The organism is Sulfurovum sp. NBC37-1, from assembly GCF_000010345.1.
In the GTDB taxonomy this organism is placed as follows: domain Bacteria; phylum Campylobacterota; class Campylobacteria; order Campylobacterales; family Sulfurovaceae; genus Sulfurovum.
In genome coordinates, this window is sequence record NC_009663.1 from 1,603,937 (window position 1) to 1,625,962 (window position 22,026).

Below are 22,026 nucleotides of genomic sequence, written 5' to 3' on the forward strand. Positions count from 1 at the left end.
TTATTCACCTTCAAACAGATTTCGTAATTGGTTAAGGTAATTCTCTCTTGAAAAATACTCTTTGATGTTTTTTTGATTATTTAATCTATCTTTTTCTGCTATCAATTTCAACTCAATATTTTCTATATCAAAAATATTGACATTTATATCCTTGAAGAGTTTCCAAGGTGTGATATCGCTTCTCATATAGACTTTTTTACCAAGCCCAAGAAGTGTGATAGTGTTTCCCATCGCCTGTTGCCTTTTATGGGCGAATATCGCTATGTCTATCTCACCCAAAAATTCCAAATATTTATCAAAAGGCATAAACTCTGTAAGTGCTACAAATTTATCTCCAAAAAGCTCTTTACCTTTTGCTATAACTTCTTTTGCATACTCTTGATTTCCATATGAAAGAGGAATAAATATCTTGATATTTTCACCTTTGTATTTTCTGAGCTCATTTAGCACTTCTATATGGTTGTTTGTAAGGTCTGCTGAGTTACCGAGCTGTATATTTATAGTTGAATGTTCTTTATGCTTGATATCATACTCTTTGTAAAGGTTACTTGTATACATAAAACACTCATAGTACTTTCCTGCTGCACCGTAATGCTTACATACCAGTTCATAATCACCTTTTATATAGGTAATTAACCCACCCATTTCCTGAACAACTTTACGCCTTCTGTGAAGCCTAAAAATATTTTTCCATATTTTTATGGGATCTATATGTCCATAAAGGTCGCCACCCCACATGACCCAGTAACATTTTTTTAAAAAATATTGATGGTAATAGAGATAATTGATCAAATCATCCGAAAAAAGACCATGCAAAATAATTTTTTCCGCTTTTTCCATAAGCGGATTCAACGCCTTGGAAAGTCCAAATATATTTTTTCTGCCAAGATACCGGTTACACAGATTCAATACATTTCTGGATTCCGGAATAGGATATTTTACAACATTGTCATCGAAAAGATAAACAAAAAGGTGTTCATTTTCATCAAAGTGTTTGGCGATAAAGTCCATAAACGGAACAATAAACTTGTCGTTATGAATGAGATGGACAATTTTATATTTGTGCATACTTAATTATATTTCTCTTAATGCGAAAGATAGGTTTTTTTACGTTGATCATTGTTGTTTCTCCATATTGTTACCTGTAGACAGCACTGCCGAACAAAGCGGTGAGTGTAAACACTTCACTTCCAAAGAGCCTCAGCTCAACGTCAATACCCCAACAATACCATTTCGTTGATGATTTTTGCTCCTGGAAGTGATGCTTCAGCTTCACCAAAACACTTTCCGAAGCTAAAGCATCGGTTCCTAAAACACAAATGCATTCCCCCGCCCTGAAAAATTAATACTATTATAGCAAAAAACATTGGATTTCCCGCAGGGTGGGTGCAATCTATCCTTTCAATGTTTCCTGGTGTTAAAGAATTGCTTCGGTGAATTTTACCCATCCTACCTATAGAGGTTTTGAGGGGTATACCCCGGGTGCAACCCTGTCAAATGTCTCCCTTGAGCCAGAACCATAAAAGCCCCAAATATTCATGAAAAGCTGTTTCGGACCGTCTCAGCCCTTCGGCACCGGGGAGTTGCAGCAGGTCGTCAGGTTTTTTTACTTTGAAATCCGTCGGCGCCTCAATGACTTTGATACCGGCTTTTTTAAAGAGTCTGGAGGCACGCAGCATATGGGAAGCAGACGTGACAAGAACGACATGCTTCCCCTGGGCCATTTCGCTCATCGCTCCAGCTTCTTCAAGGGTATCTTTGGGGGTTTCAAATACGATGATATCTTCTTCCCTCACTCCAAGTGCCTGTGCCAGAGCAGCACTGCATTTTGCGTTGGAGAGAGGCTCATCCTTGCCGTAGCCGCTGAAGACCAGTTTCATGCCTTTGTGTTGTTTGTATAATAGTACACCTTCGGTCACACGAGCCAGGCCGGAGGGGTCCAGTTCGGAAGAGAGGGGAATGCCCTCTCTGGCCACATGTGCCGTACCCAGCACATGGATGTACCCCGCATTGGTACCATTCAGGTCGACAGAGGAGAACTGCCGTTCCAGAGGCAGCAGAAGCAAGGAGGAAAAAGGCGCATAAGAGAGCAGTATGATCCACAGTATCCCCACTAGAAAAAACCTTTTTGAACCCACATACCTTTTTTGGGAGAAGAAATAGAATCCGAATGCCATGAACAGTAGAAAGATAGGGAAAGGCAACAGAAAAGCCGCAACAAACTTTTTAAGAAGAAACATGATGTTTTGTCAAATATTTTTCCAGATACCACTCAACCGTTTTCACGATCCCACTATCAAAATCTTCATCTGCCTTCCAGCCAAGTTCATTTTCTATTTTGGTGGCATCGATGGCGTAGCGGCGGTCATGGCCAGCCCGGTCGTCAACAAAAGTTACCAAGTCTTTGTAGGATTTGAGTGTTAAGTGTTTAGTGTTGCACCCCTCTTGTTCTTTAGAAACGGGGGTATCGCCATTTAGTGCCAGAAGTTTTGAGTTAGTTTGGGGAGGTATCTTTTCGTCAAGAATCTCGCAGATACGGTCTACGATCTGGAGGTTGGTGCGTTCGTTTCGTCCACCGATGTTGTAGACCTCGCCTTTCTTCCCTGTGTGGTAGGCAAGGTCTATCCCTTTGCAGTGGTCGAGCACATAGAGCCAGTCACGGATATTCTTCCCGTCTCCGTAAATGGGGATGGATTCACCCACCAATGCTTTTCTGATGATGGTCGGAATGAGCTTTTCGTCATGCTGCTTTGGGCCGTAGTTGTTTGAGCAGTTGGTGATGACACAGTCCATACCGTAGGTCTCCACATAGCTTCGAACGATCATATCGGAGCTTGCTTTGGATGCGGAGTATGGAGAGTTCGGAGCGTAGGGAGTCTCTTCAGTAAAAAGATCGTCCGGGTCGTCGCTGAGTGTTCCGTAGACTTCATCGGTGGAAATGTGATGAAATCTCGGCAGAGTAATTTCATCAAGTTTTGAGTGATGAGTGTTGAGTGTTGCACCTAAAGGCATTTCCGTTGGGCAGTTGTTTTTCTCTTGCTCTTGCTCTTGCTCTTTCTCACTCATCACTGCCCGATTAGGAAATGCCCTTGGGGTGAAACACTCATCACTAAACACTCCTTCCATATATCGTTCCCGATACTTGAAAGGCTTTTCCATCCAGTATTTGTATGCTACATCCAAAAGTGTAAATGTCCCATTAACATTAGTTTCTACGAAAACACCAGGGTTCTTAATGGAGTTATCCACATGAGACTCTGCGGCAAAGTGGATAACAGCCTGGACGTCGTACTCGTTGAAGATAAACTCGACTAACTCTCGATTGCAGATATTACCTTTCACAAAATGATAGCGATCGTTTTGTAGGGTTGAGTGTTGAGTGTTGCACCCCTCTTGTTCTTTAGAAACGGGGGTATCGGCATTTAGTGCCAGAAGTGTTGAGTTGTTGTTAAGGATGTCTTCGACTTCTTTTAGATTGTCGAGGTTGCCTGCATAAGTTAATAAGTCTAAGTTGACAATGCGGTAATTTGGATATTTTTCCAGAAAATAAGGAACAAAGTTTGATCCTATGAAACCAGCACAACCGGTTACGAGGATAGTTTTTAGTGGTGAATGTTTAGTGGTGAGTGTTTCCAAATCATATTTCTTTTGTTTGAGATGTCTTTACTATGGAAGTTAAGAGTTTGATAAGTTCATCTATCTCTAAAAGCAAACTTTTTGTATGTTTGTCTTCTTCTGATAAATAGTTTGTTGCAATTAATAATTCTATCCAATATTTTGTTTCTCTAGATTCTTTACTTGCTATACTCATTTTAGCTATAAAATCTTTTTTTGTTACCAGCTTGAGCTTCATTGATATTTGCTCCTATGGATGTACCGCATCTTAAAAGTTGTTTTGAAATTATATACTCTTTTTTATTATCACAAAGATATTTATATAATTTTACAATTCTTATGGCAAATTCAAATGATTTATTTAAGGTAATATTTCTTTTACTCATCACTTAACCTTCATCATTCATAATTAAATTATTTCCTCTGCTATTTCTAGCATGTATTGGCCATATCCTGTTTTTTTAAGCGCTTGGGCCAGCTTTAAAAGCTGCACTTTGGTTATCCATCCATTCCTGAAAGCTATCTCTTCGATACATGCAATTTTGTAACCTTGTCTGTTTTCTATTGTCTGTACAAATTGACCTGCTTCCATCATAGAATCATGTGTTCCGGTATCGAGCCATGCAAAACCACGGCCTAAAAGTTCGACGTTCAATGCACCTCTTTCAAGATACGCATTATTGACAGAAGTAATCTCAAGTTCACCCCGATGAGAAGGCTCAATATTTTTTGCGATCTCTATAACATTATTATCGTAAAAATAAAGTCCTGTAACAGCAAAATTGGATTTTGGATGTGTCGGTTTTTCTTCTATACTGATCGCTTTTTGGTTTTCATCGAACTCAACCACACCAAAACGCTCAGGATCTTTTACCTGATAACCAAATACTGTAGCACCACTCTTTTGTGATGCAGCTCTCCTGAGAATAGGCGTAAATCCTTGTCCATAAAAGATATTGTCACCAAGTACAAGCGCTACATTGTCATCCCCTATGAACGTTTCACCTAAAATAAATGCCTGAGCCAATCCGTCCGGAAAAGGCTGAACAATATAGCTGAACTTCATCCCCAGATCTCTACCATCACCCAACAGCTCTTCAAATCGCGGTAGATCATGAGGGGTTGAGATAATAAGAACTTCTTTTATCCCTGCCAGCATAAGTACAGACAACGGATAGTAGATCATTGGCTTATCATATATAGGCAATAGTTGTTTACTTACACCTTTTGTAATAGGATAAAGACGTGTGCCGCTTCCTCCTGCCAGAATGATACCTTTCATTACAGCCTCCAGGTAGGATTTTCAATAATCCCCTTTATGTCTATAAGCACTGGCTTAGTTATGCTAATACAATCATAGTTGCCTCGCTCTAGTACTTTAAACTCTTTATGTCCAACTGCAACAATAACTGCATCATATTTTTTGTCACTTTGGAAAGGGTCAGCAATAAATGTAAAGTTGTTCTGAATTATGTCCTTCTTCTCTACCCACGGATCATAGGCATCGACGATGCAGCCATAGTCGGATAGTTCATCGATGATATCGAAGACTTTGGAATTACGGATATCGGGACAATCTTCTTTGAAGGTAAGACCCAAAACCAGAACATTCGCATCTTTGATCTTCTTGTCATGTGCGATCATCTCTTTGATGGTACGTTCAGCAATGTATTTGCTCATGCTGTTGTTGATCTGCCGTGCGCCCAAAATGAGATTTGGTTTGTAGCCAAGCTCCTGTGCCTTGTAGGTCAGATAGTACGGGTCCACACCGATGCAGTGGCCGCCGACCAGCCCCGGAGTGAGTTTGATGAAGTTCCATTTCGTCGCAGCCGCCTCTATAACCTCTCTGGTATCAATGTCCATGGTGTCAAAGATGAGGGCCAGTTCGTTGATAAGTGCAATATTGACATCTCTTTGCGTATTTTCGATGACCTTGGAAGCTTCTGCCACTTTGATAGAAGAGGCCAGATAGGTTCCAGCCGTAATAATGCTTTTGTAGAGATCATCGACGATCTTGGCAACTTCAGGGGTAGAGCCGGAGGTAACCTTGAGGATCTTGGTGACTGTATGTTCCTTGTCTCCCGGATTGATACGCTCAGGGCTGTAGCCGCAAAAAAAGTCTTCATTGAACTTCTGGCCCGAAACCTTTTCAAGCACCGGTACACATATCTCTTCGGTAACACCCGGATAGACAGTAGATTCATAAATGACGATATCACCTTTTTTGAGTATTTCTCCTACCGACTCCGAAGACTTGACCAGCGGTGTAAGGTCTGGACGGTTGGAACTGTCTATAGGGGTAGGTACTGTCACGATGTAAATGTTGCAACCTGCTATCTCTTCCGGCTGTGTTTTGAACTGCATTCCATTTTCAAGGGCTTCTTTCATCTGGTTTTTATCAAGTTCCAATGTACTGTCGTACCCAGTATTCAGTTCATCAATTCGCTCTTTGTTGATATCGAAACCAACCACTTCATATTTTTTGCTGAAAGCATGTGCCAAAGGCAGGCCTACATAGCCGAGGCCGATAACAGCTATTTTATAATTCATGGAGGATCCTCTTCCTTTATTTGGTAGATATTATAGCAAATTAGTAATTGATAATTGGTAATTGGTTAAGTGTTAATCGTAATACTTGGCACTCAAATCAGCAGTCTCTCTTCTGCCTTTTGATCATAGTGCTGAGTATCAGATAGAGCATAACAGTGTTTAAAATAAAAAGAACAAGCAGATACCCTTCATCGATATTTTTATCCAATTGTAATCCTGTCATCGAATAGATCACCTGAAGAACAATAAGAAAAAATACCGTCTTCTTTGTATTGTTTGAAAAAAACTGATGTAAAATATGGTGAAAATGACATTTATCTGCAGCAAAAGCTGAATGTCCATGCATTTTTCTCCTTACCAGTATGATCATTACATCCATGTTGGGTATTGCTGCAAGGAAAAGAATACTGACAGCCGGGATATAGGCTAATGCTTTGACAGATAAAACAGCGATCACAAAACCGAGTACCAGAGAACCGCTGTCACCCATGAATATAGAGGCAGGATTCCAGTTAAAAAGAAGAAATGCAGACAGTGCGGCAATGAAGGCTAAAGAAATACAGGTAATAAATGTATCATCATGCATATACCCTACAGAAAAGAGTGATGTGAAGATCACTATACTGATTCCCGCTGCCAAGCCATCAAGGCCGTCTATGAGATTGAGGGCATTGGTAAAACCTACTACTGCCAGCGCAGTGAAGGGTAAAGCCAACCATCCCAACTGCAGATGCCATCCAAAAAAAACACCAATATCATCAATGACTATGTTATCAAAATAGATCAATATCGTAGCAAGTATGATCACAATGAATTTCGTATTGGGGGAGGTATCTCTATGGTCATCGAGAAAACCTACGATAAGAACAAGAAAAATCGCTATAAAGGTCCAAAAGTACTCAGTAACAACAGAAAAACAGATAAAAGGGAGTAGCAGCCATACTGCCATAGTGAAACCGACACCCCCACCTCTGGGGATCACATCGTTATGGCTGCTTCTTATGTTGGGTATGTCTACAAGGCCTATTCTGGGAGAATAATGCTTCATACCCCATACGAACAGGACACTGACAAAGAATATCAGTAAAAATTCTACTGTCATCTATGCAATTAATCTACAATATATGCAAAGGCCGCATACGCACCTGCAATTTTCAGAATTGGATCAAGGACTGAAGTCACATCACCTGAAGCGACCTTGAACTGCTTCCAGTTATTTGGTTTAACATACACAATGTCATTAGGCCGCAACATCAAACTCGCATAGTTCATTTTGTCAAAGTTGGTCAGGTCGACCATTCTCATCCACATACCGTTCTTGTCACTCGAAACGATAATAATTTCATTTCTTACCGCTGAATTGCTCAGGTCACCGGCATGAGCCAGGGCTTCAAAAAGTGTCATCTTTTCTTTATCTATCTCGACTACACCCGGGCTATTCACTTCTCCCAGAACCAAAATGCGTTTATTGAGTACTTCAAGGTAGACAGAAGGTGTGTTCAAATATTTCTTATACATACGGGTGATCTTTTCTGCCGCCTGGGTCTGCGTGAGTCCGGAAACTTTGACTTTCCCGATCAGCGGCATGGTAATGTATCCCGCTGCATTGACCAGAACACCTTTACTATTCATACTGTCACCTGCCAGACCCGTACGTGATTCAGACAGTTGACTGGGATCTTTGTACAGTATGACTTCCAGTCTATCCTGTGGCAAAATACGGTACTCGATACTCCTTGCGGATACCTTGACACTTTTTAGTTGCGACACACTTTTGTCTGTTTTCAGCAATTCATAGTCATTACTGCACCCCACAAGAGTGAATACAAAACCAATCAATACTAAAATCTTTAACGTATCATTCCTTCCCATGTCCTTCTCCTTGTTTTAAAATACTTTCATATTTTTTCATATGATATCATAGCTGTGATTATAAAATCATAATAATTCGTTATTTTTGATCTGGTTATACTTAAAAATATGATGATATGCCTCAAGATGAAATACAGTCATAAGACTTTTGACCTGTTTTTGATGGTGCGTGTCTGAACCGAGAAAATCGATCATTCCTTTTTCGGACAGGAAATGTGCCAATGCTTTCGCATTTTTACCGTAATGCCCCCCAAAAGAATTCAGGTTGACCTGAAACAATACCCCTAATTCTTTCAAACGTCTGTACTCTTTGTCAGGATCTTTAATATATCGATAACGTTCCGGATGGGCCAGTATAGGCAGGTAACCAGCTGTACCTACGGCAAAGACCATCTCTTCCATCTGCATCGGTTTGGAAAAATAGGAGCTTTCAAACAAAAGGTATTTCCCTCTGATGCTCATCACTTCCGGCTTTTTCAATTCTTCATAGAACATATCATCCAGATAATATTCTGCCGCGGCTTCTATCTCGACAGGAATTTCTTTCTTTTTTACTGCTTCCTGAAGTTCCTTCAAGCCTGCATTAATATTTTCTGCTCCGTTTTTGTAGGCATCAGACATGATATGCGGTGTGGTAATAAGTTTTTTATATCCCAAGGCACTGAGTCCCTTTATCAATGATAGACTTTCATCCATACTATGAGAACCGTCATCTATCCCCGGTATCAGATGGGAATGCAGGTCCACTTCCAGGAGTGGACCCCGTTGAAGTACTTTCTTCTTTTTAAAGAAAGAGAACATTAATGCTTGTCCGATTCGACATTTAGTGTCTCATTATACTGCATTTTAATCCTTGTCATCCTCATAATATCCGTAGCCGTAGCCATAGCCATAGCCATAGCCATAGCCATAGCCGTAACCATGCTGATCTCTCTTGACATCATTGAGGACAATACTCAATCCGTGTATCTCTTTTAAAGTTGAAAGCTGTTGAATATTCTTGAGAAAACCTCTTTTTGAATGTCCCGCACGTAACACATAGAGGCTGGTATCTGCAAGATGCATCAATGTTCTTGCATCTGTCACCAGCCCTATGGGAGGGGTATCAAGAATGATCACATCATAGACTTCCCTAAGCTTTTCAATAACTTTTTCCATAAGAACTCCCTGTATCAGTTCACTGGGGTTGGGAGGAATAGGGCCGGAGGTGATTACATCGAGATTGGGATATTCAGTCTTTTGAATGATGCTTCCCAGGGAAGCAGTTTTCGAAAGTAACGAACTCATACCCTTCACATTCTGGATCCCGAATTTTTCATGCAGTGTCGGTTTTCGCATATCAAGATTCAAAATGATCGTTTTCTTCCCTGCAAGGCTCATGATCGCCGCAAGATTGATACAGATCGTTGTCTTGCCTTCTCCACTGATCGTAGAAGTAACCGCTATAACATGAGATTTCTGCCCTGTATACATAAATTGCAAATTGGTCCGTATATTTCGGAAAGATTCGGCAAGAGACGATTTTGGTTTCAGTATGACTTTCAATTTATCAGAATCTTTTTTCATATGGGGAATAATCCCCAGCAAAGGAATATCCAAATGATCGACAATATCATCTTCATTCTGCAGTCTGTCGTCAAAGTAGTAACGTAAAAAGGCAACAACAAGTCCCAGCACCAGTCCCAGGACCACACCTATCAATACGATAAGCATACGTTTCGGCTTGATAGGAGCATGGGGCACTAAAGCATAATCGATAACCCTGTTCTTGCTCACGGTGGATGCTTTGACGATAGCGGTGGAAGAACGTTTTTCAAGCAAATAGGAGTAAATTTTTTCATTGACAGCAAACTTACGCTGCAACTGTCCGTACATTCTCTCATCTGCAGGAATTACGTTTAACTCTTTTTGGTACCTGGCAATCGATTTTTGTAAAAGAGAATGCTTTTCCTTCAGGTTTGTTCTTAGGTTTGCAATAGTGGTTATAATGATATTTTTAAGCTCTGAGATCTGTTTTCTCAGCTTAATGACCCCCGGATACAGTTCGGTATAATCTTCCCGCAGTAGTTTCTTTTTAATGATCGCATTTTGCAGCTGTGTAACTTTGTCTGCCAAGGCTGTACTGGCACTTCCTTCCATGCCGGCAACAGAGATCGTTTCAAGATTCTTTCCTTTTTTAACCTGTTTGTGCAAATTATCAAGCATTTCAGATTCTATCTGCAATGCTTCAAGTTTTGCTTCTGCATCACTCATCTTACGAATAATGTTTTCTGCCTTGGAACTCAAACTGACGGTATTGGCACCTTTTTTGAATTCTTCTATCTTTACAGCTGAACCCTTTAGGTTTTCGGTAATGTTTTGCAGTTCCTTATCTAAAAATTTTAGCTGGAGTGTCGCCTGCCTTGTCTTCTTTTCAATATTTTGAGTCATATAGGCATCTGCCAATGCATTCGTATATTCCTGGGCACGGAGCGGTACATTCTCTTCATACGAAATATGCAGGATCGTAGATGCTTTTGTATGCTGTCCTACACTGACACCTCCTACCGGATGATTGGAACGGTTTATCACAAAATGATACGCTTGGTCCTGTGCCGGTTTTGTTCGTCGGATATTGAGATGGAAATATGGTGTAATGACCTCCTCACCATACATGTGGATTTTGTCATAATTCCAGGAAGTCCCATTTCTGTCTACTGCCTCTTTTACTTCTATGCGATACTGTTTTGCATCTACCGGGTAAAGGTTGAACGGTATACCATACCCTTTCAACATACCTACTTTAAACGGAGCATCTTTATAGAGTTCAATCTCTCTGAATTTTCTTGTCGTATAATAACGATGGGTGAAATCGACTTTTTTCAGTGCCTTGGCTGCAAGATAACGTGACTGGATGATCTCTTTCTCTGTATCGGCTATGAGCCTTCCCGGTTCTGTCGCCCTACTTAAAATATCTCCGCCTTCATCATGTCCCAAACCAACTTCCACTGTGGTAGTCGCCTTATAGATATTTGGTTTAAAATAGGCAATATAGGTACTGAGTGCAGCAGAGAACAGTACAAAAATCAGAATCATATAGCGATACCTGTGAAGAATACGCAGAATATCTTTTAGAGTGATCTCTTCTTCATTATTGTTCTGAAGATTTTTTGTATTCATTTTAATCCTTGAAGCATAGTTCATCTACTATAGAAAAGTACAAGCAAGTATATCCAAATAGGTTTAGATTTTATTACTCGCCCACGAATAAGCTGAACTTTTGAGAGAAGAGAAGGAGCAGGAAACTACTCCCTATAGAAGGGTATTAAGCAGCTGTCTAAAAATGATAGGTTACACCGGCAGTAATACCGTCAACACTCAGTTTATCATATATTTTCGGATCATAGCCATAGAGTGTTGAATGAATATCAGCATCCTTTATGAGGGAAGTATAATCTATAAAGACAGACCATGTATCCTTCAACGCATAACGTTCGTCATCGGGCTGTTCAACAAAAGTATAACTTATACCAAAACCCCACTGAAAAGAGGTATCGCTCAAGATCTCCTGCCCGAACATATCGGGGTGTGCAGGCGCATCGCCGTCAGTACCGTCAACATTGACACCACCGAACCCCAGGAGTCCGTATATGGTAAAGTAGCCATCATCATTTTCGAGATCATCTTTGTCTCTAAATCTATACTGCGGCTTTACAAAAATACTGTAAGTAAAAAGATCTGCATAATCTTCTTCAAATATACTTTGGGAAATACGTCCTTCTATACCGATATATTCATTGAAATCATAGCCGACAATACCAACTACATTCCCGACTTCATCCTGTGTAGGAACGGAATTATCAAACCATCCCTTGTCGATTGAATAGACACGGTCATACGCAAGACCCAGACCTGCGTACCAGCCGGCATCATCATTTTCCTGTACTACCGGAGCGGGAACAATGTCACCTCCTGCTACCGCGAAGCTGTTCATAGCTAAAATAGTGCCCATTGAAAGTAAAATTCTCTTCATTATTTCCATTTCCGCCTTTTTCTGTATTTACCAAGATATTGTACCATAATTTTATATAAAATTATTATAGCTTATAAAAAATAATAAAAATAACATCAAAGAGCTTCGTTTCCCAAAAAAACCGATCAATCCTCAAATATGATAATATCATAAGAATTTTTAGTCACTAGCGCTTTACTGACATGTACCGAGCCGTTACGGTTGACCTTGCTGAGTTCTTCTCTGAGCTGATCGATCTCTTTTTGCATTTCATCTATCTGCTCCTTGAGCTGCAGTACGATGTCCACTCCCGCAAGGTTCACACCCATTTGCCGTGTCAAACGCAGGATAAGTTTCATACGATCGATGTCCCTCTGCGAATATAGACGCATACGTCCCTGTGTCCGGGAAGGCTCGACAAGCCCCTCTCTCTCATATTGTCTGAGCGTCTGGGGGTGGATGTTCAGCATCGTGGCCACTACAGAAATAAGATAGACAGGTTCATCATAGCTATGCATCATGTACTCCTTTATAACTTTTCTTCAAGTACTTTTTTTACTTCAGGATCAAGACTGTCCACATCGGGCAATACGACATTGGCAATGAGGTACAGATCGCCTCTCATCGCTGTTTTTCTGTCAGGGACCCCTTTGCCTTTGAGTCTGAATTTCTGGCCGTTCTTTGTATTTTTCGGTACTTTCAGGGAAACCTCTTTTTCAGGTGTCTGTACCTGTACTTTTCCGCCGAAAAGCGCTTCTTTCAAAGGTACATCGAAGGTTTTGTAAAGATTGTCGCCTTTTCTCTCGTATTCATCGGATTCCGCTACTTCCACCTTGATGAGAAGGTCGCCTCTCTGCCCCTGGTAGGATTTGCCTTTGCCTCTGACACGCAGTGTTTCACCGCTTTTGATACCTGCAGGAATCTTGATGTCAAAGCTCTCGCCTTCCACATTGATCTTGTACTTTCCGCCCTGGATGGCCGTCATAAAAGGTACGGTGATACGTGCAGATACATCCAGGTCTGGACCGCCAAAGCCGCCGAAACCTCCGAAACCGCCCTGCGCGCCGCCAAAGCTACCGGAGAAACCGCCGCCTCCGCCAGCGCCACCACCGAACATCTGGCGAAGGATCTCGTCAAGGTCTACTCCCTGCCCCTGTCCGCGCGCAAAGTCATGGAAATTCTGACCACCGAACATCTGGTCGCCGTACTGGTCATACTGTGCCTTTTTCTCAGCATCACTCAGGACTTCATACGCCGCATTGATCTCTTTGAACTTATCTACGGCACTCTCATCTTTGTTGATATCCGGATGGTATTTTCTCGCCAGTTTTCTGTAGGCTTTTTTTATCTCATCAGCACTGGCATTTTCACTGACCCCTAATGTTTCGTATAAACTTTTTGACATTGTTTTCTTCCTATCTAACTTAAATTATTGCTTATTTTTAAAAGTATTATATCAAAAAACTTTAGTCAATGTCAATCAAGTTTGGATTATTTTAAATATTTTGTACAATACAATATGAATTTTATAGAAGTGAACGATATCGACCTTCCGGAAGTACAGATATACCAGAGATTACGTGAGAATGCCTTCTCCAAAGACGGCTCTTTCATTGCGGACAGTCCCAAAGTGGTCAATCTGCTGATAGAATCAGGAGTGGAGATCAAAAGTATTTTCGCAGCACAGGAATATTACGATACTTACAGAGACTTTCTGGCGAACTACACGATCCCTGTTGCTTACGTCGCCCCCAAGACCGTGCTCGAACAGATCGTCGGGCATAGGCTCCACCATAACGTCATGATGCACGGGGTTCGCCCAAAAGAGAGTACCCTGGATGCGTTGGGCAATCACATCATTATGCTCGACGAGATCAGTAATACGGACAACATCGGCTCCATAGCCCGTTCTGCCGCAGCACTGGATGTAGGCTCACTCCTTCTTCCAAGACAGGGGCCGCACCCCTACGCAAGACGCGCGCTGCGTGTCTCGATGGGCCATATAGGCAAACTGAAGTTCCACCGCTACGACAATATCAAAGAGACGATACAGAAACTGAAAAAGATGGGCTACCGCATCTTCGCCGCAGAGGTCACCAAAGATTCCACCCCACTCTCACAGGTACGGGTCCCGGGAAAATGGGCACTTCTAATGGGGCATGAACAGCTGGGCATATCAGACGAAATACTGGCACTCTGCGATGAAGTGGTGACCATAGAGATGGAAGAGGGGATAAAGAGTTTCAATGTCGCTGTAGCAGCATCGATTATGATGTACCGGTTCAAGCACACGTAGGGTGCTGTCCCCTAACGGCACCATTTTTTATGCATTATGGGCACATCTAAAAACCCTAAATACTCATAATGGGTTTTGCAAATGTGAGATTTTGCAAGAGGCTTTCAAGTCCTAGCCAAAGCTAAGACGAAGTAAAAATCTTGTGAAATATTGCGTTTGCAAAGCCCACCCTCTGGGCATCACCAGCTTTCACCTATGCGTTGTTACTCTTTTTTGACTTAGCTATGGCTAGGCCTGCAAAAGAGTGCCTACCCTAGATAAAAGCTAGAGATGTTATGAGCATCTAGGGTTATTAGATGTGCCCTTATTTGATTGGTGCTGTGGAACAGCGCACCCTACGCACTAAATATTAAAAAATAGGTAAACCTATTTTTTAATGCAAAAAGTGTCTCACCGTCGTGAAGTAAAGCGCGATACCGTGCTCGTCCGCCGCTTCGATGACTTCGTCGTCACGAATGGAACCGCCCGGTTCGATGATGGCTTTGACACCAGCTTCCGCTGCGGCGTCTATGCTGTCCCTGAACGGGAAGAAGGCTTCGGAAGCCATCGCTGCGCCTGAGACATCCAGCCCCATCTCTTTCGCCTTTTTGAGGGCACACTGTGCAGCATCGACACGGCTGGTCATTCCCATACCCACGGCTACCATCGCAGAGTCTTTGACATAGACCACACAGTTGGACTTGGTAAGACCTGCTACTTTCCATGCGATCTCTAAGTCTTTCATCTCCTGCTCTGAAGCAGTGAGCTTTGACTTTTTCTGAGCATTGTGCACTTCATTGTCACAGATACAGTCAGAGTTCTGGTACACAAAACCGCCGTCGATATGTTTGAAGTCATGGGAATCATGGCTCATAAGCAGCCTTGCATTGCCCTGGGAGAAAAGTTTGATGCGCTTTTTCTTTTCAAACACAGCCACTGCATCTTCAGTGAAGTCAGCCGCGATGATCACTTCAAGGAAGATCTCATTCATCTTTTCAGCCATCTCTCTTGTTACGATACCATTGACAGCTACCACACCGCCGAAGGCTGAGACAGGGTCGCACTTAAGCGCTTCTACATAGGATTCCGTCAATGTGGACTTGATAGCAAATCCGCAGGGGTTGCCATGCTTGACGATACAGACCGCCGGTTCGTCACCGAAACTTGCCGCGATCTTGAGTGCGCCGTTCACATCTGTAAGATTGTTGAAGCTCGCTTCACCCTTGATCTGTCTGAAATTCTCAGAAAAAAAACTGCCAAACTCATAAAGCGCACCGTCCTGATGCGGATTCTCTCCGTAACGTGTCTGGAAGACTTTTTTACCGGTAATGAACTGGTACGCACCGAATCCGTTGTTGAAACGATCGTTCATATAGTTGGCGATCATGGAATCGTACGCCGCCGTATGCTCGAAAGCCTTGATCATGAGCCCTCTTCTGAATTCCAGACTGTCACGTCCATTCTCCAGCGCACCAAGTACTTCTTCATAATCGTTCACATCTGTGACGATAAGCACATCGTTGAAGTTCTTTGCCGCTGAACGTACCATTGTCGGGCCACCGATATCGATATTCTCGATGATCTCACCGAAATCATCCGTTCTCTCGATCGTTTCTTTGAAGGGATAAAGATTTACACAGACAAGGTCGATGCCTTCCACGCCAAGCTCTTTAGCCTGCTCTACATGCGCTTTATCACCGCGCTTGTGAAGGATACCGCCATGTACATAAGGGTTCAGTGTCTTCACACGCCCTTCGAAACACTCAGGGAATTTCGTTACTTCATCGATCTCGATGACTTTGATGCCTGCCGTTGACAGTGCTTTATAGGTTCCGCCCGTAGAGATGATCTCCCAACCCAGTTTTTCCAGACCTCTGGCAAACTCAACGATACCGTTCTTGTCGCTTACGCTTAATAATGCTCTCATTTTTCTCTCTTTCATCAAATTTTATAATGTACGTATCGCGCACTCTACATATATCTATCAATTTTTTCTTTGTCACTGAACACTGGGTGTACCGATGTGGAGGCGCGCATATTGCGAAGCAACGCGCCGGGAACATCGAAGTACACTTGTGAAGTGACGATTTTTTGTCTACTTTTTTCTAAAAAAAGTAGAAAAGAAACCCAGAATGATAATATATTCATTTGGTGCCGTCAGGGGACAGCACCCTACACATTTAGAGGTCCTGTTCAATAGTCCGTTTAAAGGTATTGAAATAAACATCCTTCACTTTCTCAAGCGGAAGTGCCACATCGTTCACCTTCACTTCTTCGCCGCCAATCTTTCCGATGACTTCCGCCTTCAGTCCAAGACCCGCAGCCATGTCCAGAAGTTCTTCCAGATCGGCATCTGCAACTTCAAGCAATGCCCTGCTCTGTGATTCATCAAAGATATCTCTGCTATTGCTGACAGAGGCCTTTACCGTGATCCCTTTACTTGAGACCGCCGCCATTTTGGAAAGCGCGATGGCGATACCGCCGACATTCACGTCTTTGGCAGATTCAAGCAGTCCTATTTTATTCGCTTCGATGACAAGTTCCCAAAGTTTCAGCTCCGTTTTGTAGTCGAAGGATGGCAGTGTTCCTACTGTCTCTCCAAAAAGTTCCTTGATGTAGAGTGAACCACCGAATTCCCCTTTGGTCTCACCGATGAGGACAATATTGTTCCCCTCATGCTGGAAGACGGAAGGGAGCACTTTGTTCTGATCATCGTTCAACCCTACCATCGCAATGGCAGGTGTCGGGAAGACAGAAACCCCGTTGGTCTCATTGTAAAGCGATACGTTTCCTGATACAACCGGCGTGTTGAGTTCAAGACAGGCTTCTTTGATCCCTTCACATCCCTGGGCGAACTGCCACATGACTTCAGGATTCTCAGGGTTACCATAGTTGAGACAGTCCGTGATGGAAAGTGGTCTGGCACCGGACATGGCTACATTTCTACCACTTTCAACAACTGCCAAAGCAGCACCGCCTTTCGGATCGATGTAGCAGTAGCGCGGGTTACAGTCGGAACTCATTGCCAGTGCTCTCCCGTTCTCTTTGATACGGATACAGGAGGCATCGAGGCTTCCCGGATGTTTGGTTGTATTGGTCTGCACCATAGAGTCATACTGGTTGTAGACCCATGCCTTGTCCACGACTTCAAGCGGTGCGAGAAGTTTTTCATAGGCTTCCTGGTCATCCACCTTTGCGTAATCGTCCACTGTTTTGGCAATCACTTCATTCAGATAGGCCGGTCTTGCTACCGGTCTGTCCAAAATAGGCGCTTCTTCACTCACCGGGGCGATCGGCATGTCACATACCTTATCGCCATACCAGAAAAGTTCCATTCTTTCTGTATCGGTCACTTCACCGATGACGGCAACATCGAGCTCCCATTTTTCAAAAATATCGATGATTTCTTGCTCCCTGCCCTTTTTCGCACAGATGAGCATACGCTCCTGAGATTCGGAAAGCATAAAGTCATACGGGGTCATTCCCTCTTCTCTCGCCGGCACTTTGTCAAGATGCATGATAAGTCCTGCACCTGTTTTCCCTGCCATTTCGAATGCGGAAGAGGTCAACCCTGCAGCACCCATGTCCTGGATACCAATGATCGCATCTGTCTTAAAGAGTTCGAGACAGGCTTCAAGCAAAAGCTTTTCCGTGAATGGGTCACCCACCTGTACGGTCGGACGAAGCGACTTGGACTCTTCGGTAAAAGAGTCCGAACTCATCACCGCACCGCCAAGGCCGTCACGGCCCGTTTTGGACCCTACATACATGACCGGATTGCCGATACCCGATGCAACCCCGAGGAAGATCTCATCGGACTTTACCAGTCCCAGAGAAAAGGCATTGACGAGGATGTTCCCGTTATAACTCTCATCGAAGCTCACTTCACCGCCAATGGTAGGCACCCCCATACAGTTACCGTAAGAGCCAATACCATCGACCACACCGCGGACAAGGTGTCTCTGGTACTTGTTGATGTCACTGTCACCTCTGACCCTGCCGAAACGAAGTGCGTTCAGGTTCGCTACCGGTCTTGCACCCATAGTGAAGATGTCTCTCAAAATACCGCCCACACCGGTCGCTGCACCCTGAAAAGGTTCGATGAACGACGGGTGGTTATGGCTCTCCATCTTAAAGACAGCCGCCATACCATCACCAATGTCGATGACACCTGCATTCTCACCCGGTCCCTGGATGACCCATGGTGCCTTTGTCGGGAAACCGTTCAGATATTTTTTACTTGATTTGTAGGAACAGTGTTCAGACCACATAGCAGAGAAGATACCGATCTCAACGATATTGGGATGGCGCCCATCAAGAATACGGAGAATATCTTCGTACTCCTCTTTGCTGAGCTTGTGATTCTTCAACACTTCATCTAGGTTTTCAACTGGTTGTGACATAAAATGTGTCCTTTAATTGGGGATGAACCCGGGTTAAATAAGGGAACTATTTTACTTAAAAAGTACTAAATAAGTGATGAAAAGGTAGAATAACGCATCGGTATCTCGTTCCTATGCTAAGCGTGGGAACGAGGAATAACACATATTGACACAAGGTAATCCATGAATAAAATATTACAAATGCTGAAACTTCAGCAACAACTCAATGATGCGACCAACGGCGAAGGCTGGGAAAAAGGCGTTACGAAGAACGGAAAGCTCATTGACTGGAAACGCTGTACCTACCTAGAGTGTGCCGAGCTTATTGAGAGTTACCCATGGAAACACTGGAAGAACATTGATGCAGAACCGGACTACGAGAACATCAAGATCGAAGCGGTGGACATCTGGCATTTCATCATGTCACAGGGGCTTGAAGATTACAAAATAAAAGGATTGGGAAACATCGAAGATCTTACCGATGCCATTTGCAGTCTGAAAAATTACCAAAGTTTTCGTGAAGAGACCACGCCTACAGACAAGAACTATTATGAACAGATCGAAGTGGTCGAAAAACTGATGAAAGTACTTTTCTGCAATGATTCGACCACTGAACTGATGGAAACCTTCATCGATGTGGCTATGCAGTCAGGATTGAACCTCGACAGCCTCTATAAACTCTATGTCGGAAAGAACATTCTTAACCAGTTCAGACAGGATCACGGGTACAAAGAGGGGAACTACAACAAAATATGGGACGGAAAAGAGGATAATGTGACGATGCAGCATATTCTGGATGAGAAGGATGAGATTACGCCTGAAGATCTTTATACTGCTTTGGAAGAGGCGTATCCGAACGAATAAGAAGGCATACGCCATGTATTTTTGGTGCGTGGTCATGCACCCTCAAACAATATTTTATCAATCCACCGGTCTTGCAAGGTCCGCTTCGAGGACCTGGTTGCCCTGTATAGAAATTCTTTTGGCTATACGGATACTTTGAGGGGTATCGTACCCGCATTCCGTTCCGCATTTGACCGTTCCGATAAGGTAGTAGCTACCGCTTGGTACCCCATAGAAGGCGAATTTTCCGTCATTGTCGGCAGCGGTAAAACGCAAATAGTTGAACAGTCTTGAATCAGCTTTTTCCATCTTCTGTCCTCCAAGATAACTCTCTCTGTACCACTGATCGGAATAACTTGTCGCCGGATTGAGGTAGAGTCTCGTTCCTCTTCCCGGGATCTTGTTGCCGGAATAGTCCGTCACATAGATCGCACCTTTTACCGTGCCTTTACCAATGCGGGCAAGACGGTTGTATTCACCTATGGGGAAGGGGATGCGCTTCACGACAGACTGCCTACTCTCTTCGGTAATCGCCGTTTCAGACTCTGTCATATTCTCATCGAGATCATCGATATAGACATCATTGATATTGGTATCATCCGCCCAGGTATTACCTTTATGCGAAGGTGCCTGTCCCGAACCTGTCCCCGGAAAAGCGAGATTGTTATTGACACATCCTGAAAAGATGAAAGTCATAATCATAAGAAATAAAAATAGTATGTTTTTTTTTGTCATAGATCTTCTTCCTTGTTTATAATGCATGCCATTATACACTATTAACACTTTTTCTTTTGATGATTTTGCAGGAATTTTTCCAAATGGCCTTTAGCTTTCTCGTCACCCTTCAGAGCTGCACTATGGTACCAGAATGCCGCCCTGTCATAGTTTTTCTTCACAAAATTTCCTTTTTGGTAACGCTGGGCAAGATCATGTTGTGCTTCCCGTTCACCTTCTTTGGCAAAACGGTGTAGGTTTTTAACCTTTCTTTTTTCTCCACGGTAGTGTTTAACGGTATTGAGAATGAACCACAGGGTAAAAAATATCAGAAATACGATCAGATAGAGTTCGATATTTTCAATATTCATGATCTTGTCAATTAGCTGCATACTATTTCCCCAGACAGAATTCACCGAACATCTTGTCCAGTATCTCTTCACTGTCATATGGTTTTGAAATAGAAGAGATAGCTTTCACCGCCTCCTGAAGATGATAGGAAAAAAATTCAAGTTCACCATTCATTAGTGGTTCTTTTGCTTCAGCTATGGCATTTTTGGCTCTGTTCACCGCTTCGATCTGGCGTGCGGAGATCAGCATAAGCTCTTCCCCTTCACCAATACTATCCAGCAGTGCTTCCATCTGTCTCGTTAACTTCACAAAGCCTTTTTTGGCACTGACCTCTATGGGGTCATAACTGTTGATCCTGTCTCCATCGAGTTTCATCTCCAGGTCAGACTTGTTGATGGCAACGATAATATGTTTGTCCTGCAGGGCATCGACAATCGCGAGAATCTTTTCATCTTCACTGTCAAATTCCCTTGATCCGTCAAAAAGTGCAATGATGATATCGGCATCTTCCACCGAGCTCAGGGAGCGCTCTATTCCGATCTTTTCAATGGTATCTTCAGACTCGCGTATACCTGCTGTATCGACTAGTCTGATGATATGGGAACCGATACGTACCTGCTCTTCAATGGTATCTCTGGTCGTACCTGCGATATCACTGACGATCGCACGGTCATAAGAAAGCAAAGCATTGAGCAGGGAACTTTTACCTACATTGGGCTTACCGATGATCGCTACTTTGAATCCTTCTATCAATCCCCGTCTTCTGTAGCTGGCATCTACGATCTTCATGATCTGTTCACTCAGTCCGTCCAGCTGTGTAACAATGCTTCGCATGATATCATCAGGGATATCTTCTTCCGCGTAATCAATCATCACTTCCGAATAGGCCAGAGAGCGCAGCAGAGCATCCCTGCTCTCATCAACAAAATACTTCAGTTCACCCTTCATCTGTTTGGCAAGGATCTTTGCGGCATCCACACTTTTTGCTTCGATCAGTTTGGAAATCGCCTCTGCTTCTGTGAGGTCTATCTTTCCGTTGAAGAAGGCACGTTTGGAGAATTCTCCAGGTTCTGCCAGTCTGATACCGTAAGAGAGGATAGTATCGAGTATCTCCTGTGCAACGATCATACCACCATGGCACTGGAACTCAACGATCTCCTCACCTGTAAAAGAGAAAGGTGCTTTGAAATAGATCATGATTGCCTGGTCTATCAGGTCATTTTGACTGTTATAGAGTGAAGTAAGATGCGCATGGCGGGGTTTGACCTCTTCAAGATGTGAGATCTTTTTTGCAATATCCAGAGCAGCGTTACCGCTCACGCGGATGATGGAAATGGAGGAGACGCCATAGGCTGTTGCTATGGCGGCTATCGTATTTTGCATCTTTTTCTCCAAAGTGACTAGTCCCTTGAGCCCACTGCTGAAGTGAACTC

General features: G+C 43.1%; 21 protein-coding genes. 2 read left to right on the forward strand and 19 right to left on the reverse strand.

What is annotated here, in order from left to right:
* From SUN_RS08020 to SUN_RS08080, 14 genes are all read right to left on the reverse strand, one after another.
* A complete protein-coding gene (locus SUN_RS08020) occupies positions 1-1,068 on the reverse strand; it encodes a TDP-N-acetylfucosamine:lipid II N-acetylfucosaminyltransferase (protein WP_012083304.1) in 1,068 nt (355 codons plus the stop codon).
* Positions 1,069-1,493: 425 nt separating this feature from the next.
* Positions 1,494-2,240 carry an ElyC/SanA/YdcF family protein gene (locus SUN_RS08025; protein ID WP_012083305.1) on the reverse strand — a complete coding sequence of 249 codons (747 nt, stop codon included), beginning with the start codon at positions 2,238-2,240 and terminating at the stop codon, positions 1,494-1,496.
* Complete coding sequence (locus SUN_RS13375) at positions 2,227-3,636, reverse strand: dTDP-glucose 4,6-dehydratase (protein WP_012083306.1); 1,410 nt, start codon at positions 3,634-3,636, stop codon at positions 2,227-2,229. Before SUN_RS13375 ends, SUN_RS08025 begins: the two co-directional genes overlap by 14 nt.
* 1 nt (position 3,637) lies before the next feature.
* Positions 3,638-3,853: a four helix bundle protein gene (locus SUN_RS13780; protein WP_232501320.1), complete on the reverse strand. Its 216-nt coding sequence runs from the start codon at positions 3,851-3,853 to the stop codon at positions 3,638-3,640.
* The gene (locus SUN_RS13785; RefSeq protein WP_232501321.1) at positions 3,813-4,001 is read right to left on the reverse strand and encodes a four helix bundle protein; all 189 of its coding nucleotides are present in this window, start codon (positions 3,999-4,001) and stop codon (positions 3,813-3,815) included. The genes SUN_RS13780 and SUN_RS13785 overlap by 41 nt, the downstream gene beginning before the upstream one ends.
* Positions 4,002-4,024: 23 nt before the next feature.
* Positions 4,025-4,897 carry a glucose-1-phosphate thymidylyltransferase RfbA gene (gene rfbA, locus SUN_RS08040; protein ID WP_012083307.1) on the reverse strand — a complete coding sequence of 291 codons (873 nt, stop codon included), beginning with the start codon at positions 4,895-4,897 and terminating at the stop codon, positions 4,025-4,027.
* On the reverse strand, positions 4,897-6,165 hold the full coding sequence (locus SUN_RS08045; RefSeq protein ID WP_012083308.1) for a nucleotide sugar dehydrogenase: 1,269 nt from the start codon (positions 6,163-6,165) through the stop codon (positions 4,897-4,899). Before SUN_RS08045 ends, rfbA begins: the two co-directional genes overlap by 1 nt.
* 97 nt (positions 6,166-6,262) lie before the next feature.
* Complete coding sequence (locus tag SUN_RS08050) at positions 6,263-7,267, reverse strand: MraY family glycosyltransferase (protein WP_012083309.1); 1,005 nt, start codon at positions 7,265-7,267, stop codon at positions 6,263-6,265.
* A gap of 8 nt (positions 7,268-7,275) precedes the next feature.
* A complete protein-coding gene (locus SUN_RS08055) occupies positions 7,276-8,037 on the reverse strand; it encodes a polysaccharide biosynthesis/export family protein (RefSeq protein WP_012083310.1) in 762 nt (253 codons plus the stop codon).
* 66 nt (positions 8,038-8,103) lie between these two features.
* Positions 8,104-8,838 carry a tyrosine-protein phosphatase gene (locus SUN_RS08060; RefSeq protein ID WP_012083311.1) on the reverse strand — a complete coding sequence of 245 codons (735 nt, stop codon included), beginning with the start codon at positions 8,836-8,838 and terminating at the stop codon, positions 8,104-8,106.
* Positions 8,839-8,883: 45 nt separating this feature from the next.
* Complete coding sequence (locus tag SUN_RS08065; RefSeq protein WP_012083312.1) at positions 8,884-11,196, reverse strand: GumC family protein; 2,313 nt, start codon at positions 11,194-11,196, stop codon at positions 8,884-8,886.
* Between the two features lie 157 nt (positions 11,197-11,353).
* The gene (locus SUN_RS08070; RefSeq protein WP_158298188.1) at positions 11,354-12,049 is read right to left on the reverse strand and encodes a porin family protein; all 696 of its coding nucleotides are present in this window, start codon (positions 12,047-12,049) and stop codon (positions 11,354-11,356) included.
* 125 nt (positions 12,050-12,174) lie between these two features.
* Entirely contained in the window at positions 12,175-12,546 is a 372-nt protein-coding gene (locus tag SUN_RS08075; protein ID WP_304411924.1) for a heat shock protein transcriptional repressor HspR, read from the reverse strand.
* Positions 12,547-12,557: 11 nt separating this feature from the next.
* Complete coding sequence (locus SUN_RS08080) at positions 12,558-13,433, reverse strand: DnaJ family protein (RefSeq protein ID WP_012083315.1); 876 nt, start codon at positions 13,431-13,433, stop codon at positions 12,558-12,560.
* Between the two features lie 114 nt (positions 13,434-13,547).
* Here SUN_RS08080 and SUN_RS08085 point away from each other — a divergent pair, with 114 nt between their 5' ends.
* Entirely contained in the window at positions 13,548-14,324 is a 777-nt protein-coding gene (locus tag SUN_RS08085) for a TrmH family RNA methyltransferase (RefSeq protein WP_012083316.1), read from the forward strand.
* A gap of 373 nt (positions 14,325-14,697) precedes the next feature.
* Here the strand turns inward: SUN_RS08085 and purH are convergent, their stop codons facing one another.
* Positions 14,698-16,230 carry a bifunctional phosphoribosylaminoimidazolecarboxamide formyltransferase/IMP cyclohydrolase gene (purH, locus tag SUN_RS08090; protein WP_012083317.1) on the reverse strand — a complete coding sequence of 511 codons (1,533 nt, stop codon included), beginning with the start codon at positions 16,228-16,230 and terminating at the stop codon, positions 14,698-14,700.
* Positions 16,231-16,483: 253 nt separating this feature from the next.
* The gene (purL, locus tag SUN_RS08095) at positions 16,484-18,706 is read right to left on the reverse strand and encodes a phosphoribosylformylglycinamidine synthase subunit PurL (protein WP_012083318.1); all 2,223 of its coding nucleotides are present in this window, start codon (positions 18,704-18,706) and stop codon (positions 16,484-16,486) included.
* Positions 18,707-18,868: 162 nt separating this feature from the next.
* Here purL and SUN_RS08100 point away from each other — a divergent pair, with 162 nt between their 5' ends.
* Positions 18,869-19,549, forward strand: a complete 681-nt coding sequence (locus SUN_RS08100; RefSeq protein ID WP_012083319.1) for a dUTP diphosphatase — start codon at positions 18,869-18,871, stop codon at positions 19,547-19,549.
* 57 nt (positions 19,550-19,606) lie between these two features.
* On the opposite strand, the gene SUN_RS08105 is transcribed toward SUN_RS08100, so the two are convergent.
* From SUN_RS08105 to mnmE, 3 genes are read right to left on the reverse strand one after another with little or no spacing between them, the layout of a single operon-like run.
* Positions 19,607-20,263, reverse strand: coding sequence for a hypothetical protein (locus SUN_RS08105; protein ID WP_012083320.1), 657 nt, complete (start codon positions 20,261-20,263; stop codon positions 19,607-19,609).
* Positions 20,264-20,304: 41 nt separating this feature from the next.
* Positions 20,305-20,634, reverse strand: coding sequence for an SEL1-like repeat protein (locus SUN_RS08110; RefSeq protein WP_012083321.1), 330 nt, complete (start codon positions 20,632-20,634; stop codon positions 20,305-20,307).
* A 1-nt stretch (position 20,635) separates the two neighbouring features.
* Entirely contained in the window at positions 20,636-21,976 is a 1,341-nt protein-coding gene (gene mnmE, locus SUN_RS08115; RefSeq protein WP_041673019.1) for a tRNA uridine-5-carboxymethylaminomethyl(34) synthesis GTPase MnmE, read from the reverse strand.
* Positions 21,977-22,026: the final 50 nt, after the last annotated feature.

Coding starts and splice junctions, on each gene's coding strand:
- SUN_RS08020 (WP_012083304.1), bottom strand. CDS start 1,068: ATGCACAAATATAAAATTGTCCATCTCATTCATAACGACAAGTTTATT.
- SUN_RS08025 (WP_012083305.1), bottom strand. CDS start 2,240: ATGTTTCTTCTTAAAAAGTTTGTTGCGGCTTTTCTGTTGCCTTTCCCT.
- SUN_RS13780 (WP_232501320.1), bottom strand. CDS start 3,853: ATGAAGCTCAAGCTGGTAACAAAAAAAGATTTTATAGCTAAAATGAGT.
- SUN_RS13785 (WP_232501321.1), bottom strand. CDS start 4,001: ATGAGTAAAAGAAATATTACCTTAAATAAATCATTTGAATTTGCCATA.
- rfbA (WP_012083307.1), bottom strand. CDS start 4,897: ATGAAAGGTATCATTCTGGCAGGAGGAAGCGGCACACGTCTTTATCCT.
- SUN_RS08045 (WP_012083308.1), bottom strand. CDS start 6,165: ATGAATTATAAAATAGCTGTTATCGGCCTCGGCTATGTAGGCCTGCCT.
- SUN_RS08050 (WP_012083309.1), bottom strand. CDS start 7,267: ATGACAGTAGAATTTTTACTGATATTCTTTGTCAGTGTCCTGTTCGTA.
- SUN_RS08055 (WP_012083310.1), bottom strand. CDS start 8,037: ATGGGAAGGAATGATACGTTAAAGATTTTAGTATTGATTGGTTTTGTA.
- SUN_RS08060 (WP_012083311.1), bottom strand. CDS start 8,838: ATGTTCTCTTTCTTTAAAAAGAAGAAAGTACTTCAACGGGGTCCACTC.
- SUN_RS08065 (WP_012083312.1), bottom strand. CDS start 11,196: ATGAATACAAAAAATCTTCAGAACAATAATGAAGAAGAGATCACTCTA.
- SUN_RS08070 (WP_158298188.1), bottom strand. CDS start 12,049: ATGAAGAGAATTTTACTTTCAATGGGCACTATTTTAGCTATGAACAGC.
- SUN_RS08075 (WP_304411924.1), bottom strand. CDS start 12,546: ATGCATAGCTATGATGAACCTGTCTATCTTATTTCTGTAGTGGCCACG.
- SUN_RS08080 (WP_012083315.1), bottom strand. CDS start 13,433: ATGTCAAAAAGTTTATACGAAACATTAGGGGTCAGTGAAAATGCCAGT.
- SUN_RS08085 (WP_012083316.1), top strand. CDS start 13,548: ATGAATTTTATAGAAGTGAACGATATCGACCTTCCGGAAGTACAGATA.
- purH (WP_012083317.1), bottom strand. CDS start 16,230: ATGAGAGCATTATTAAGCGTAAGCGACAAGAACGGTATCGTTGAGTTT.
- purL (WP_012083318.1), bottom strand. CDS start 18,706: ATGTCACAACCAGTTGAAAACCTAGATGAAGTGTTGAAGAATCACAAG.
- SUN_RS08100 (WP_012083319.1), top strand. CDS start 18,869: ATGAATAAAATATTACAAATGCTGAAACTTCAGCAACAACTCAATGAT.
- SUN_RS08105 (WP_012083320.1), bottom strand. CDS start 20,263: ATGACAAAAAAAAACATACTATTTTTATTTCTTATGATTATGACTTTC.
- SUN_RS08110 (WP_012083321.1), bottom strand. CDS start 20,634: ATGCAGCTAATTGACAAGATCATGAATATTGAAAATATCGAACTCTAT.
- mnmE (WP_041673019.1), bottom strand. CDS start 21,976: ATGCAAAATACGATAGCCGCCATAGCAACAGCCTATGGCGTCTCCTCC.